13 protein-coding genes and 2 tRNA genes are annotated in these 15,299 nt (G+C 56.4%); 12 read left to right on the top strand and 3 right to left on the bottom strand.

The genetic code is table 11. The features are described 5' to 3' along the window. Positions 1 to 8: 8 nt before the first annotated feature. Positions 9 to 1,142: an NADH:flavorubredoxin reductase NorW gene (gene norW, locus GYRE_RS10930; protein WP_038255228.1), complete on the bottom strand. Its 1,134-nt coding sequence runs from the start codon at positions 1,140 to 1,142 to the stop codon at positions 9 to 11. Beyond that, a complete protein-coding gene (gene norV, locus GYRE_RS10925; protein ID WP_038255226.1) occupies positions 1,139 to 2,587 on the bottom strand; it encodes an anaerobic nitric oxide reductase flavorubredoxin in 1,449 nt (482 codons plus the stop codon). The genes norW and norV overlap by 4 nt, the downstream gene beginning before the upstream one ends. Positions 2,588 to 2,777: 190 nt before the next feature. On the opposite strand from norV, the gene norR reads away from it, so the two are divergent. Continuing rightward, positions 2,778 to 4,292, top strand: a complete 1,515-nt coding sequence (gene norR, locus GYRE_RS10920; protein WP_006818574.1) for a nitric oxide reductase transcriptional regulator NorR — start codon at positions 2,778 to 2,780, stop codon at positions 4,290 to 4,292. Here the strand turns inward: norR and gutQ are convergent. Next, positions 4,289 to 5,254 carry an arabinose-5-phosphate isomerase GutQ gene (gutQ, locus tag GYRE_RS10915; protein WP_038255224.1) on the bottom strand — a complete coding sequence of 322 codons (966 nt, stop codon included), beginning with the start codon at positions 5,252 to 5,254 and terminating at the stop codon, positions 4,289 to 4,291. The genes norR and gutQ overlap by 4 nt on opposite strands. Before the next feature lie 180 nt (positions 5,255 to 5,434). Between gutQ and mltB the strand changes: the two genes are divergently transcribed. From mltB to GYRE_RS10860, 11 genes are all read left to right on the top strand, one after another. Next, positions 5,435 to 6,511: a lytic murein transglycosylase B gene (gene mltB / locus GYRE_RS10910; protein WP_006818576.1), complete on the top strand. Its 1,077-nt coding sequence runs from the start codon at positions 5,435 to 5,437 to the stop codon at positions 6,509 to 6,511. Positions 6,512 to 6,745: 234 nt separating this feature from the next. Continuing rightward, on the top strand, positions 6,746 to 7,423 hold the full coding sequence (locus tag GYRE_RS10905; RefSeq protein WP_038255268.1) for a metal ABC transporter ATP-binding protein: 678 nt from the start codon (positions 6,746 to 6,748) through the stop codon (positions 7,421 to 7,423). Next, positions 7,420 to 8,280 carry a metal ABC transporter permease gene (locus tag GYRE_RS10900; protein ID WP_006818578.1) on the top strand — a complete coding sequence of 287 codons (861 nt, stop codon included), beginning with the start codon at positions 7,420 to 7,422 and terminating at the stop codon, positions 8,278 to 8,280. The genes GYRE_RS10905 and GYRE_RS10900 overlap by 4 nt, the downstream gene beginning before the upstream one ends. Before the next feature lie 10 nt (positions 8,281 to 8,290). Continuing rightward, a complete protein-coding gene (locus GYRE_RS10895; RefSeq protein ID WP_038255222.1) occupies positions 8,291 to 9,172 on the top strand; it encodes a metal ABC transporter substrate-binding protein in 882 nt (293 codons plus the stop codon). Between the two features lie 135 nt (positions 9,173 to 9,307). Further along, complete coding sequence (gene pncC, locus GYRE_RS10890) at positions 9,308 to 9,805, top strand: nicotinamide-nucleotide amidase (RefSeq protein ID WP_038255220.1); 498 nt, start codon at positions 9,308 to 9,310, stop codon at positions 9,803 to 9,805. 77 nt (positions 9,806 to 9,882) lie between these two features. Then, the gene (recA, locus tag GYRE_RS10885; protein WP_038255219.1) at positions 9,883 to 10,941 is read left to right on the top strand and encodes a recombinase RecA; all 1,059 of its coding nucleotides are present in this window, start codon (positions 9,883 to 9,885) and stop codon (positions 10,939 to 10,941) included. A gap of 82 nt (positions 10,942 to 11,023) precedes the next feature. Then, positions 11,024 to 11,524: a recombination regulator RecX gene (gene recX, locus GYRE_RS10880; RefSeq protein ID WP_038255217.1), complete on the top strand. Its 501-nt coding sequence runs from the start codon at positions 11,024 to 11,026 to the stop codon at positions 11,522 to 11,524. Positions 11,525 to 11,655: 131 nt separating this feature from the next. After that, complete coding sequence (alaS, locus tag GYRE_RS10875) at positions 11,656 to 14,283, top strand: alanine--tRNA ligase (protein WP_006818583.1); 2,628 nt, start codon at positions 11,656 to 11,658, stop codon at positions 14,281 to 14,283. 240 nt (positions 14,284 to 14,523) lie between these two features. After that, on the top strand, positions 14,524 to 14,709 hold the full coding sequence (csrA, locus tag GYRE_RS10870) for a carbon storage regulator CsrA (RefSeq protein ID WP_000906486.1): 186 nt from the start codon (positions 14,524 to 14,526) through the stop codon (positions 14,707 to 14,709). A gap of 287 nt (positions 14,710 to 14,996) precedes the next feature. Continuing rightward, a tRNA-Ser gene (locus tag GYRE_RS10865) sits at positions 14,997 to 15,089 on the top strand. Between the two features lie 4 nt (positions 15,090 to 15,093). Then, positions 15,094 to 15,170: transfer RNA gene (locus GYRE_RS10860), tRNA-Arg, on the top strand. The last annotated feature ends 129 nt before the right edge of the window (positions 15,171 to 15,299 follow it).

The raw sequence follows: 15,299 nt of genomic DNA, 5'->3' as shown, positions 1-15,299 counted from the left end.
ACTCACCGTTACGCTGATAAGTTTTTCAGCAGTGCAAACGCGTCTTTCATATGGTCTTCGCTGACCACGAAGGCGCGCAGTTTGTCTTCTGCGTCGACCCCTTTCGCGACCATCCCCTGTCCGTTGCAGACGATATTCCAGGTGAGATCGGCGCGGCGGGTGTCACCCGCCAGGTGCAGCGGCACGTCCGGGGTTTTCACTTTCACCAGCATCGGTGGAAGCTTCAGCCCACCGTTTTGTCCCAGCAGGTTTTTGGCAAGCGTCATCGCGCTGAGTAAAATCGGCTGCAGGAACGGTAGCACCATGCCGTTGATTTCTGCACAGTCACCGAGGGCATAAATATCCGGGTGACTGGTTTGCATCGTCTCGTTCACCTCGATCCCACGTTGGGTTTTTAGCCCTGCCCGGCGAGCGAGGGCGGTTTCCGGGATTAGACCCGCTGCGGCAACGACGGCATCCACTTCAATAACCCGCTCCCGGTCGAGCATGACGCGAACGCCGCCGGCGGTTTTCTCAAGACCTGATAGCTGGCTTTTCAACAGCAGATGAACGCCCATGTCGGTCAGACGATGCTGCAGGCGGCTGCTTGCCTCCGGCGGCATCAGGGAGGCCAGCACCGAAGCGGAGTTATCCACGACGGTCACCGCTTTGCCTGCACGGCTAAAATCCATCGCCAGCTCGCAGCCAATCAGCCCACCGCCGACAATCAGCACCCTTTGTGCATCACGCAGGTGGCTTTGCGATGCCCCGTACTCCTGCTGGCTGTTGAGCGTGACCATCAGCTCGCGGCCGGGTACGTTCGGAATGAACGGTGCGGCGCCGGTCGCCAGGACCAGTTTGTCGAAGTGCCACTGTTTATCCCGGCTTTTAACCCAGTGCGCGTCGGCGTCAATTTCTGTCACCCAGGTCTGCGGAAACAGGCGCAGGTTATACTGCTCGGCAAACTCACCGGCGGTTTGTAAGGTCAGTTCGTCTGCGCTGAGTCCACGGCTGATAACGTGACTGATATCCGGTTTGTTGTACTCATCCATGCTGTCGGCAGCGACCAGGGTGATGGGGACGACGGTATCCTGCTTGCGGATGTTTTTGACTAACTGGCGGGCGGCGAAGCCCGAACCAATTATCATAATGCCATGTTTCATTTTGCCTCCGTGGCCAGGACGTCGAAGACCTCTTTGCCGAGAGAGCATTCCGGACACAGGAAATTATCCGGCACATCGCTCCACGGTGTACCCGGCTGAACGCCCTGATTTGGCTCGCCTTTTGCTGGATCGTAGATCCACTGGCAAACGCTGCACTGCATCATTGGCCCGAGATCTGCCGCTGCTGCCGTCGCGCAGGCGGTGTCTGCGGCTGCCTGAGATTCAGTACGCTCAGCCACAGGAAGTGGAGTAAGCGCCCACTGGCGGGCAATTTCGCGGCCATGTTCGCGGCACAGTTCCAGCGCGTCGAGGTCCGGGCGCCATTTTGCTTTCAGGCTCAGCGACATCTCTAAACCGGCATCCTGCAGACGGGTGGAGAGACGGTCAACCGCGCCGCCGCTCCAGCCGTGGGAGCCAAAGGCGCTGGCGTGTTTATTGCGAAAACGCAGGCCGGTTATCTCTTCTACCAGTCCGGCGATTTTCGGCATCATCACGTTGTTCATGGTTGAGGTCCCAACCAGTACGCCTTTGGAGCGGAAGACGTTAGTGAGGATTTCGTTTTTATCGCTACGGGCGACGTTAAAGATTTTCACCGCCACACGAGGATCGACTTCGTTGATCCCCTGGGCAATCGCATCGGCCATCATCCGGGTGTTGTTCGACATGGTGTCGTAGAAAATGGTGATCCTGTCTTCCTGGTAATCCGCCGCCCACTTCAGGTACTGCTCGACAATCTGCGTTGGATTATCGCGCCATACCACGCCATGGGAGGTAGCAATCATCTCTACCGGCAGGTTGAAGCCGAGGATCTCGGTGATTTTTGGCGTTACCAGGCGGCTGAACGGCGTCAGGATATTGGCGTAGTAACGCAGACATTGCTCGTACAGTTCGATTTGGTCAACTTCATCGTTGAACAGGTGTTCGTCGCAGTAGTGCTGACCGAAAGCGTCGTTACTGAACAGCACCGCGTCGCCGGTCATGTAGGTCATCATGCTGTCCGGCCAGTGCAGCATCGGCGTTTCTACGAAAATCAGCGATTTGCCGTTGCCAATATCCAGACTGTCGCCGGTTTTCACCACGTTGAAATTCCACTCCGGGTGATGGTGGTGACCGTTGATAGAATCAATGGCGTTGGCAGTGCAGTAAATCGGCGTGTCCGGAATACAGGACATCAGTTCAGTCAGCGCCCCGGCGTGATCCTCTTCGGCGTGGTTGATAATGATGTAGTCGATATCGGCCAGGTCGATTTCGGCACGCAGGTTCTGCACAAAATCACGGCTGAATTTGTGATCGACGGTATCGATCAGTACGTTTTTTTCTTCGCGAATCAAATAGCTGTTATAGCTGCTGCCCCGGAGCGTTTTGTACTCGGTACCATGAAAATCACGGACTTCCCAGTCACGCTGTCCAACCCAGTGAATGTTATTTTTTACATGAATCGCCATAACAACCTCAATATCATTTATACGGTGTTTGAAAAAAGATATCTGGCTATTATCAAGTTGCGTGCCAACTTTTTAGTTTATTGATTTTAAATGATTTTTTTGTTTTGCTGATTTTTATCGATGTCAAAGTGACTATGAATATCTTCGTCAATATGACAATATAAATTGTCAAAATGACAGCGAGGCGGTAATGAGTTTTTCTGTAGAAGTGCTGGCAAAAATTGCCATTGATTTGCAAAGCGATATTGGTCATCAGGACCGCTTTGCACGGCTTATCACCACTCTACGCGAGGTGCTGGGCTGCGATGCCTCGGCGCTGCTGCGCTATGAGGCGCATCAGTTTGTGCCCCTGGCGATTGATGGTCTGGCGAAAGATGTCCTCGGGCGACGTTTCACCCTCGAAGGGCATCCACGCCTTGAGGCAATTGCCCGCGCCGGGGATGTGGTGCGCTTCCCGGCAGACAGCTCGTTACCGGATCCCTACGATGGTCTGATCCCAGGCCATGAAAGCCTGAAAGTACACGCCTGCCTGGGGCTACCGCTGTTTGCGGGCCAAAACCTGATTGGCGCCTTAACGCTCGATGGTATGTCGGCAGATCAGTTCGACAGCTTCAGCGACGAAGAATTGCGGTTGATTGCCGCGCTGGTGTCGGGGGCGCTGAATAATGCGCTGCTGATTGCCCGGCTTGAGAACCAGAACGTGCTACCGGACGCCACCACCCGCGACAGTATTCCCTCGGGGCAAGAGATGATCGGCCTTTCCGAGCGTATGCTGCAGTTGAAAAAGGAGATAGACATCGTGGCGGCCTCCGATCTCAACGTGCTGATTAGCGGAGAGACCGGTACCGGTAAAGAGCTGGTGGCGAAGGCCATTCACGAAGGTTCACCGCGGGCGGCTAATCCGCTGGTGTATCTCAACTGTGCGGCACTGCCGGAGAGCGTTGCTGAAAGCGAGCTGTTTGGTCACGTTAAGGGGGCCTTCACCGGCGCTATCAGCCACCGCAGCGGTAAGTTTGAGATGGCGGACAACGGTACGCTGTTTCTTGATGAAATCGGCGAGCTGTCGCTGGCGTTACAGGCCAAGCTGCTGCGCGTATTGCAGTATGGCGACATTCAGCGGGTGGGGGACGACAGCAGCCTGCGGGTGGATGTCCGGGTGCTGGCGGCGACCAACCGCGATTTGCGCGAAGAGGTCCTGGCGGGGCGTTTTCGTGCCGACCTGTTCCACCGGTTGAGCGTTTTCCCGCTTTCCGTGCCGCCGCTGCGTGAACGTGGCGATGATGTCCTGCTGCTGGCGGGCTATTTCTGCGAACAGTGCCGGCTGCGGCTGGGGCTTTCTCAGGTGCTCCTGAGCGCCGGCGCGCGGGCAAAATTGCTGGCCTGGCACTGGCCGGGGAACGTGCGTGAGCTTGAGCATGCGATTCATCGTGCGGTGGTGCTGGCGCGGGCGGCGCGCTCGGGAGATGACGTGGTGCTGCAGGCGCAGCATTTCCAGACCGGCGAAGAGGTAATGGTAGAGGCGCCGGCAGTGGAAGTCGCGCCGGACACCCGTAACCTTCGCGAAGCCACCGAGGCATTTCAGCGCGAGACTATCGCCCGGGCGCTGGAGCAGGCTCAGCACAAATGGGCGACTGCCGCCCGGGCGCTTGAGATGGACGTCGCCAACCTGCACCGGCTGGCGAAACGTCTGGGGATGAAGGGTTAGAGAATGCCCGCCTGATAGAAGTTTTGCAGGTTAATCGCGCCGGTCAGTTTGCCCGCTTCGTCGACGACCGGTGCGGCGCTGATCTTGTGACGCATCAGAATCTCTTTCGCTTCAATGGCGCGTTCCTGCGCCTGTAGCGTTACGCCACCGCGGGTCATGGCCGGGGCGACGATATCGTTCAGTGTGCCGCCGCCGACCAGCCAGCGCCGCAGGTCGCCGTCGGTGAACACGCCTTCTACGCCGCCTTCTGCGTTACAGACCGCCACCAGGCCGAGGCCGGTACGGCTCAGTTCCAGCATGGCGTCCATCACGCTCGCTTCAAGCTGTACCTGCGGCACGTCGCCGTCGCGACGCATCAGGTGATGGACTTTATTCAACAGTCGTGCGCCCAGCGCGCCAGCCGGGTGCGAACGGGCAAAGTCTTCTTCGTTAAAGCCACGCGCCTGCATCACCGCCATCGCCAGCGCGTCGCCGAGCATCAGGGTATTTACGGTGCTGGAGGTTGGGGCCAGATGCATTGGGCAGGCTTCGCGCTCGACCGAAATATCAAGCGTCGCGGTCGCGGCCAGCGCCAGCGTTGACTGCGGTTTGCCGGTCATTGCCAGCAGCGCCACGCCGCGCTCCTCCAGTCGAGGGATAATCAGATCCAACTCTTTCGCACTGCCGGAATAGGAGATGAACAGCATGACGTCGCGGCTCTCAATCATCCCCAGATCGCCGTGCAGGGCTTCGGCAGGGTGAACAAAAAAGGCCGGAGTGCCGGTGCTGGCGAAGGTAGCGGCGAGTTTTTTACCGATATGACCGGACTTGCCAATACCAGAAACAATCAGTTTGCCTTTGCAGTTAATAATGGTTTCTGCGGCGCGGACAAAGCGCTCATCGAGACTATCCGGCAGACGGCTGGCTTCCTGAAGTTCTAGTAACAGGGCCTGACGGCCGGCATTCAGTAAGAATTGACTCATAGGGTTCTCCGCGAAGGGTAAAGGCATTGTCGTGAGATGGGCGCCATGATAGAGCATTCCAGCGCAGAGTTTCGAGAAATGGTGAGAATTTGCGGCGCAGGTCAGTCTGCTACTTCCTTGTCGACCAGCGGATGCTTTACCATACTTGCCCTTGCCGAATTTGTTTAATATGGAAGTCACATGTTCAAGCGTCGTTATCTGGCTTTACTCCCTCTTGCTGTCCTGCTGGCTGCCTGCAGCAGCAAACCAAAAACCGCCACGCCGGAGACGGCGAATACGCCTTCCGGTGGTTTCCTGCTTGAACCACAGCACAACGTCACCATGACGGGCGGTGATTTTGCCAATAACGCGGCGGCCGAGCAGTTCATCGATAAGATGGTCAGCAAACATGGCTTTGACCGCCAGCAGCTGCATGAAATCCTCTCGCAGGCAAAACGCCTCGACTACGTGCTGCGCCTGATGGACCGACAAGCGCCGACAGCCCAGGTACCGACCGGGCCGAACGGCGCGTGGCTGCGTTACCGTAAGCAGTTCATTACGCCGGACAACCTGCAAAATGGCGTGGCGTTCTGGAATCAATATGAAGATGCGCTGAACCGTGCGTGGCAGGTCTATGGCGTGCCGCCGGAAATTATCGTCGGGATTATCGGCGTGGAAACCCGCTGGGGACGCGTGATGGGTAAAACCCGTATTCTCGATGCGCTGGCGACGCTCTCCTTCAACTATCCGCGTCGTGCGGAATATTTCTCCGGCGAGCTGGAAACCTTCCTGCTGATGGCGCGCGACGAGCAGGACGATCCGCTGGATCTGAAAGGGTCATTCGCCGGGGCAATGGGTTACGGTCAGTTTATGCCTTCCTCGTATAAGCAATATGCCGTCGACTTCAACGGCGATGGTCATATCAACCTGTGGGATCCGGTAGATGCTATTGGTAGCGTCGCGAACTACTTCAAACAGCACGGCTGGGTGAAGGGCGATCAGGTGGCCGTGAAGGCAATGGGTCAGGCGCCGGGGCTGGAGAACGGTTTTAAAACTAACTACAACGTAGCGCAGCTTGCCGCCGTCGGCTTATCGCCGACCCAGCCGCTGGGCAACCATCAGCAGGCGAGCCTGCTGCGTCTTGATATCGGTACCGGTTACGAATACTGGTACGGTCTGCCGAACTTCTACACCATCACCCGCTACAACCATAGCACTCACTACGCGATGGCCGTGTGGCAACTGGGTCTTGCTGTTTCTCAGGCGCGCTTCCAGTAAGCTCCTCAGCCCTTCCTGCACGGTGGGAAGGGCTTCTGAAACATTTCGTCGCATTCTCCCCGCCTGACATTGATTTACATTTTCTGATTATCCCGATACTGTTATGTTATAACGTATTTGAGGGTTTCCGATGTCATTTTCCCTGTTTACTTCCTCTGGTCTCGCCAGGCTCGCCTTTGCTGTGTTGTTGCTGTTGCTGCTGTGGCTCGCCATTTTCTGGGCGGTATCGCTACCATGATTACGCTCGATAACCTGGTGGCGGGCTACGACGGTCGCGCTATCACCCCTGCGCTAAGCGGCGTTATTGAAACCGGTAGCCTGACGGCCATTGTGGGCCTAAACGGCTGCGGGAAATCTACGCTGCTGAAAACGCTGGCGGGGTTTCTGCCGCCGGTGAGCGGCACGCTGAGCTGGGCAATATCGCGTCCGGTAGTCGGCTGGCTGGCGCAGCGGCATTCGCTGGAATCACAGTTTCCACTGACCGTTCATGATGTGGTAAGCCAGGGCGCCTGGCCGCGCGTATCGCTGCTGCGGGGCCTGCGTGGCGATGTCCGCAAACGCATCGATGCGGCGCTGGAAAGAGTGGGGCTGGCTGAGCTTGGCAAAACACCGATCGAATCGCTCTCCGGTGGCCAGTTTCAGCGCATGCTCTTTGCCCGCGTGATGGTGCAGCAGGCTCCGCTGGTGATGCTCGATGAACCCTTCACCGGGGTGGATGAAGCCACCTCGCGCGTGCTGATGTCGCTGATCCTCGATATGCATCGTCAGGGGCAAACCGTGCTGGCGGTGCTGCATGATAACCAGCGGGTAGCGCGCCATTTCCCGGAAACGCTGTGGCTCGGGCAGGAAGGGTGTCACTGGGATAACACCGCGACCGTGCTCGCGGCATTTACCTCGGCGGGGGCGGCATGATCTGGCATCTCTTTTTCCAGCCGTTTATCGAATACGGCTTCATGCGCCGTGCGCTGGTGGTGTGTCTCGCGCTGTCGGTCAGTACCACCATGCTGGGCGCATTTTTGCTGCTGCGGCGCATGAGCCTGATGGGGGATGCGCTGTCGCATGCCATTTTACCCGGCGTGGCGGTGGGGTATCTGCTGAACGGGATGTCGTTGATGGCGATGACGCTCGGTGGATTCGTTGCCGGGATCGCCGTGGCGCTGGTGGCAGGCTGGGTCAGCCGTCGGACACCCTTGAAAGAAGACGCCAGCTTTGCCGGGTTTTATCTCGGATCGCTGGCGCTTGGCGTTACCCTGGTATCGCTTCGTGGCTCAAGCGTCGATCTGCTGCATCTGCTGTTTGGCTCCATTCTGGCGGTTGACCGCGATGCGGCGCTGTTTGTAGCAGGCGTTGCCACTATTACTTTGTTGTGCATGGCGATTTTCTACCGGGCGTTGGTCAGCGAGGCGTTTGACAGCGCCTGGCTGCAGGTGAATGCGCCGCGTCTGCCTGCGCTTATCCACGGATTGTTTCTGGCACTGCTGGTGCTGAACCTGGTGGCTGGGTTCCAGGTGCTCGGCACCCTGATGGCGGTGGGGGTCATGATGCTGCCCGCCGTGGCGGCCCGGTGCTGGACGCACACGCTGCCGGGGCTGCTGCTGCTCTCGTCGCTGAGCGGGGCGTTCTGCGCCTGGATGGGGCTCAGCCTGTCGTGGTCGGCAAGCCTACCGGCAGGGCCAGCGATTGTACTGACTGCCAGTATTTTCTTTTTCATTTCAGTGTTTTTTGGCACACGCAGCAGGCTGGCCGTCAGTCTGCGGGCGTTCTTTTAAGGGGAAAACGATGACGAAACGTATGGGGATTGCTCTGGCGCTGGCATTGAGCGTGATGGCGCAGGGGGCGATGGCGAAAACACTGAACGTGGTTGCCAGCTTCTCGGTGCTGGGGGATATGGCGAAACAGGTGGGTGGCGATAACGTCAATGTCACTACCCTGGTGGGGCCGGATGGTGACCCGCATACCTATGAGCCTTCGCCAAAGGACAGCGCGATGCTGGGCAAGGCTGACGTGGTGGTGGTGAACGGACTGGGGCTTGAAGGCTGGCTCGACAGGCTGGTGAAGGCTTCCGGCTTCAAAGGACAGCTCGTGGTGGCCTCTCAGGGGGTGCAGACGCATGCGCTTAATGAAGATGGCAAAACCGTGACCGATCCCCACGCCTGGAATAGCGCGGCTAACGGTGCACTGTATGCCAGAAATATTATGGACGGGCTGGTTAAAGCCGACCCTCAGGACGAAGCGGCAATTACGGCACGCGGCACGCAGTATATTGTTGAACTTAAGAAGATTGATAGCTGGGCGAAAAGCCGCTTCAGTAATATCCCGGAAGCGAAGCGCAAAGTGCTGACCAGCCATGATGCCTTCGGATATTTTGGCCGGGCGTATGACGTGACTTTCCTGGCGCCGCAGGGGTTGTCTTCCGAAAGCGAAGCCAGCGCGGCGGACGTTGCGGCACTTATCGATCAGATGAAGACGGACCACATTCATACCTGGTTTATGGAAAATCAGCTCGATCCGCGTCTGGTGAAACAGATTGCTTCCGCAACCGGGGCAGCGCCTGGCGGTGAGCTGTATCCGGAAGCGCTTTCTAAACCCGGCGGCGTAGCGGATAGCTACGTGAAAATGCTGCGCCATAACGTTGAGCTCATTGCTAACAGCATGAAATAACCCTCCCGCCCTGGCAGCCGCCGGGGCGTTTTTCGTTTTTTCTGAATCGCCCTCGTAAAATCGTGATGTCGTCCCCATCTTCTGAGGGAAAGTGGTATCTTGATGCACCTCTTTACTGATTGAACGGAGTGGCAAATGTCCGATCCTGAATTGATGCAACTGAGCGAGCTGGTGGGGCAGGCGTTACTGGCGCGTGGCGCCACAATGACGACCGCAGAGTCCTGTACCGGCGGCTGGATAGCGAAAGCCATTACCGACGTTGCCGGCAGTTCGGCGTGGTTTGAACGCGGTTTTGTCACCTACAGTAACGAAGCGAAAGAGCAGATGATTGGCGTGCGCGGTGTGACGCTCGAACAGCACGGTGCCGTTAGTGAACCGGTGGTGGTTGAAATGGCAATCGGCGCGTTGCGCGCGGCTCGTGCCACCTACGCGGTTTCCGTAAGCGGCATCGCCGGGCCTGACGGCGGCAGCGCGGAAAAACCCGTCGGCACCGTCTGGTTCGGTTTTGCCAGCGCGAACGGGCAGGGTATTACCGCCTGTGAATGCTTCATTGGCGACCGCGAATCCGTGCGCCGTCAGGCCACCGCCTATGCCCTGCAAACCCTCTGGCAACAATTTCTACAAAATACTTGATACTGTATGACCATACAGTATAATTGCTGCATCGACACAGAATTTAACCGGTAACACCCGGCATGACAGGAGTAATAATGGCTATCGACGAAAACAAACAGAAAGCGTTGGCGGCAGCACTGGGCCAGATCGAAAAGCAATTCGGTAAGGGCTCCATCATGCGCCTGGGTGAAGACCGTTCTATGGACGTAGAAACGATCTCCACGGGTTCACTTTCTCTGGATATCGCGCTTGGTGCAGGCGGCCTGCCAATGGGTCGTATCGTCGAGATCTACGGACCGGAATCGTCCGGTAAAACCACGCTGACGCTGCAGGTGATTGCCGCGGCACAGCGCGAAGGTAAAACCTGTGCGTTCATCGATGCTGAACACGCGCTGGATCCGGTTTATGCCCGCAAACTGGGCGTTGATATCGACAACCTGCTGTGTTCCCAGCCGGACACCGGTGAGCAGGCGCTGGAAATCTGTGACGCTCTGGCGCGTTCCGGTGCGGTTGACGTTATCGTTGTCGACTCCGTTGCGGCCCTGACGCCGAAAGCGGAAATCGAAGGCGAAATCGGTGACTCTCATATGGGCCTCGCGGCACGTATGATGAGCCAGGCGATGCGTAAGCTCGCGGGTAACCTGAAGCAGTCCAACACACTGCTTATCTTCATCAACCAGATCCGTATGAAGATTGGCGTTATGTTTGGTAACCCGGAAACCACCACCGGTGGTAACGCGCTGAAATTCTACGCTTCCGTTCGTCTTGATATTCGTCGTATTGGCGCGGTGAAAGAGGGCGACAACGTGGTCGGCAGCGAAACCCGCGTGAAAGTGGTGAAGAACAAAATCGCAGCACCGTTCAAACAGGCTGAATTCCAGATCCTCTACGGCGAAGGTATCAACTTCTTCGGCGAGCTGGTTGACCTCGGCGTGAAAGAAAAACTGATCGAAAAAGCGGGTGCCTGGTATAGCTACAACGGCGACAAAATTGGTCAGGGTAAAGCAAACGCGATTAACTGGCTGAAAGAGAACCCGGCTGCAGCGAAAGAGATCGAGAAGAAGGTTCGCGAGCTGCTGCTCAGCAACCAGAACTCAACTCCGGATTTCGTTGTTGATAGCGCCGACGTTGAAGAAACCAACGAAGATTTCTGATAACGACGATTTCTGCTAATGTTGTGCTAACCGGAAAGGGCTGCTGATGCAGCCCTTTTGTTTTTTTATCTGCAGGTTTTTTATGTCTGAAACGTCCCCACGCCGCTCCGCCTACGCCCGATTACTGGATCGCGCCATCCGTATTCTGGCGATGCGCGATCACAGCGAGCAGGAGCTACGGCGCAAACTTGCGGCTCCGGTGATGACTAAGAATGGTCCGCAAGTCGTTGACGCCTTGCCGGAAGATGTCGAAAAAGTTATCGCATGGTGTGCGGAGAACCATTATCTCGACGACTCCCGCTTTGTTCGCCAGTTTATTCAAAGCCGTAGCCGCAAAGGTTATGGCCCGGCGCGTATCCGTCAGGAGCTGAATCAGAAAGGTATCTCTCGCGAAATGAGCGAGTTAGCGATGCGCGAATGCGAAATTGATTGGGTGGATATTGCTCGTGAACAAGCGCTGCGTAAATATGGCGAGCCGCTGCCGACCGCCTTCGCGGACAAAGTGAAAGTGCAGCGTTTTTTACTTTATCGTGGGTATCTGATGGAAGATATCCAGGAGATCTGGCGAAATTTTACAGATTGACCCCATCGGGGATTTTACTTCCCTTTAAAGAAAACTTATCTTATTCCCACTTTTTCCGTCAGGTAGCCGACACGGTTATAAATCGTCACTCGCCACCTGCGACAATTCGTTAGCTTGATTTCAGGATAATTATGAGCAAGAGCACCGCTGAGATCCGTCAGGCGTTTCTCGATTTTTTCCATAGCAAGGGACATCAGGTAGTTGCCAGCAGCTCCCTGGTGCCGAATAACGACCCGACCCTGCTGTTTACCAACGCCGGGATGAACCAGTTCAAGGATGTATTCCTTGGTCTCGACAAACGTAATTATTCTCGCGCGACTACCGCGCAGCGTTGCGTTCGTGCGGGTGGTAAACACAACGACCTGGAAAACGTCGGCTACACCGCGCGTCACCACACCTTCTTCGAAATGCTGGGTAACTTCAGCTTCGGCGACTACTTCAAACACGATGCTATCAACTACGCGTGGGAACTGTTAACCGGTGAAAACTGGTTCAACCTGCCGAAAGATAAGCTGTGGGTGACCGTCTACGAAACCGACGACGAAGCCTTTGAAATTTGGGCGAATGAAGTCGGCGTTCCGCGTGAGCGTATTATCCGCATCGGCGACAACAAAGGCGCGCCGTATGCTTCTGATAACTTCTGGCAGATGGGCGACACCGGTCCGTGCGGTCCGTGCACCGAGATCTTCTTCGATCACGGTGACCACATCTGGGGTGGCCCTCCGGGAAGCCCGGAAGAAGACGGCGATCGCTACATTGAGATCTGGAATATCGTCTTCATGCAGTTTAACCGTCAGGCCGACGGCACCATGGAACCGCTGCCTAAGCCTTCCGTGGATACCGGTATGGGCCTTGAGCGTATCGCCGCGGTACTGCAGCACGTTAACTCCAACTACGACATCGATCTGTTCCGCACCCTGATTCAGGCGGTAGCGAAGGTGACCGGTGCGACCGATCTCAGCAATAAGTCGCTGCGCGTTATCGCCGACCATATCCGCTCCTGTGCGTTCCTGATTGCCGACGGCGTGATGCCATCCAACGAAAGCCGTGGCTACGTGCTGCGTCGCATCATTCGTCGCGCCATTCGCCATGGCAACATGCTGGGCGCGAAAGACACCTTCTTCTACAAGCTGGTTGGTCCGCTGGTTGACGTCATGGGTGCTGCAGGCGAAGAACTGAAACGTCAGCAGGCGCAGGTTGAGCAGGTGCTGAAAACCGAAGAAGAGCAGTTTGCTCGTACGCTTGAGCGTGGTCTGGCGCTGCTCGACGAAGAGCTGGCAAAACTTTCTGGCGACACGCTGGATGGTGAAACCGCTTTCCGTCTGTACGACACCTACGGCTTCCCGGTGGATTTAACCGCCGACGTTTGCCGCGAGCGTAACATCAAAGTTGACGAAGCTGGCTTTGAAGCCGCGATGGAAGAGCAGCGCCGCCGTGCGCGCGAGTCCAGCGGTTTTGGCGCTGACTACAACGCGATGATCCGCGTGGATGAAGCCTCTGAATTTAAAGGCTACGATAACCTGGAACTGAACGGCAAAGTGACAGCGCTGTTTATCGACGGCAAAGCGGTTGATAGCGTCAATGCGGGCCAGGAAGCGGTTGTCGTACTGGATCAAACGCCGTTCTATGCGGAATCTGGCGGTCAGGTGGGCGACAAAGGCGAGCTGAAAGGCGCGGGCTTTGCATTCACCGTAACCGACACGCAGAAATACGGCCAGGCGATTGGTCACCTCGGGAAACTGGCTACCGGTTCGCTGAAGGTGGGTGACGCGGTGCAGGCTGACGTTGATGAAGCGCGTCGTGCGCGTATTCGCCTCAACCACTCTGCGACGCACTTGATGCATGCCGCGCTGCGCCAGGTTCTGGGCACGCATGTGGCACAGAAAGGCTCGCTGGTGAATGATAAAGCGCTGCGCTTTGATTTCTCCCATTTCGAAGCCATGAAGCCGGAAGAGATCCGTGCGGTTGAAGATCTGGTCAATGCCCAGATCCGTCGCAACCTGCCTATCGAAACCAAGGTTATGGATCTGGAAGCGGCGAAGGCGAAGGGCGCGATGGCGCTGTTCGGCGAGAAGTATGATGACCACGTGCGCGTACTGAGTATGGGTGACTTCTCCACCGAGCTGTGCGGCGGTACTCACGCCAGCCGTACCGGTGATATCGGCCTGTTCCGCATCACTTCCGAATCTGGTACTGCTGCAGGCGTTCGTCGTATTGAAGCCGTTACCGGCGAAGGTGCGATGGCGAACGTACATGCAGACAGCGAGCTGCTGAGTGAAGTCGCACAGCTGCTGAAGGGCGACAGCCATAACCTGGCTGACAAAGTGCGTGCCGTCATGGACCGCAGCCGTCAGCTGGAAAAAGAGCTGCAGCAGATGAAAGACCAGGCTGCAGCGCAGGAGAGTGCAAACCTCTCCAGTAAAGCTATCGATATCAACGGCGTGAAGCTGCTGGTGAGCGAGCTGAGTGGCGTTGAGCCGAAGATGCTGCGTACCATGGTTGACGATCTAAAAAATCAGCTCGGTTCTACCATTGTGGTACTGGGCACTGCGGCTGAAGGTAAGGTTTCTCTGATTGCTGGTGTGTCGAAAGATGTGACTGACCGTGTGAAAGCAGGGGAGCTGATTGGTATGGTCGCCCAACAGGTGGGCGGCAAAGGTGGCGGACGTCCGGACATGGCTCAGGCCGGTGGTACTGACGCCTCTGCACTTCCTGCTGCACTGGCCAGTGTAAAAGACTGGGTAAGCGCAAAACTGTAATAACTATAAACGCCTGCAGACGCCATAACCCCCGGGTTACGGCGTTTTGCAATGCGGTAATGCTAACGATAAAGTCAGGTTGAAATTGTGTATATCGGCTAAACTTACGTTTAACAGAATGTGATGCCGTGACTGCTTACGCGTTTACGTGTTTGTCATCGCTTACTTTTTGGCGTTATATGATGGATAATGCCGGGATACAGAGAGACCCGACTCTTTTAATCTTTCAAGGAGCAAAGAATGCTGATTCTGACTCGTCGAGTTGGTGAGACCCTCATGATTGGAGATGAGGTCACTGTGACAGTTTTAGGGGTGAAGGGTAACCAGGTACGCATCGGCGTAAACGCACCTAAAGAAGTCTCTGTCCATCGTGAAGAAATCTACCAGCGTATCCAGGCTGAAAAATCCCAGCAGTCCAGTTACTAAGGTTCCCGCGTCTCACCCGCTGCGGTGAGGCGCCATCTTTCGCAGCACCCCCCTTTGTTTTTCACTTTTCCCCCTTGCTTGTGACTTCTCTGCTTCAGTGCTGAAGCCGTTTGCCTGTTGATAAAACACCCTTTTTGCCGTTTTTGCAGGCTAATTGCGCGTGAAGTGTGCAAACGATAAAAGGTTCGGAAAAATTGTTTGACTTATAAGTCCCAGAAAGTAATATGTGCGCCACGCAGCGACGATGAGCTTAAACAAGTTCTTCGAAGCACTCGTAAGAGGCGTGTGGTGAGGTGGCCGAGAGGCTGAAGGCGCTCCCCTGCTAAGGGAGTATGCGGTCAAAAGCTGCATCCGGGGTTCGAATCCCCGCCTCACCGCCATTTTGCATCCGTAGCTCAGCTGGATAGAGTACTCGGCTACGAACCGAGCGGTCGGAGGTTCGAATCCTCCCGGATGCACCATCTTCTCCGAGATAACAGTAGCGCTGTTGTTTCATGGTCTACGGTATAACCGATAGCACCAGGGAAGATAACGTTGCGTAGGCAACGGCCCGAAGGGTGAGGCGCAGCCGAGTAATCCTCCCGGATGCA

This window comes from Yokenella regensburgei ATCC 49455, assembly GCF_000735455.1.
Classification (GTDB): domain Bacteria; phylum Pseudomonadota; class Gammaproteobacteria; order Enterobacterales; family Enterobacteriaceae; genus Yokenella; species Yokenella regensburgei.
Note: the sequence above shows the minus strand (reverse complement) of the source record. Positions and strands in the feature narration are given on the sequence as shown.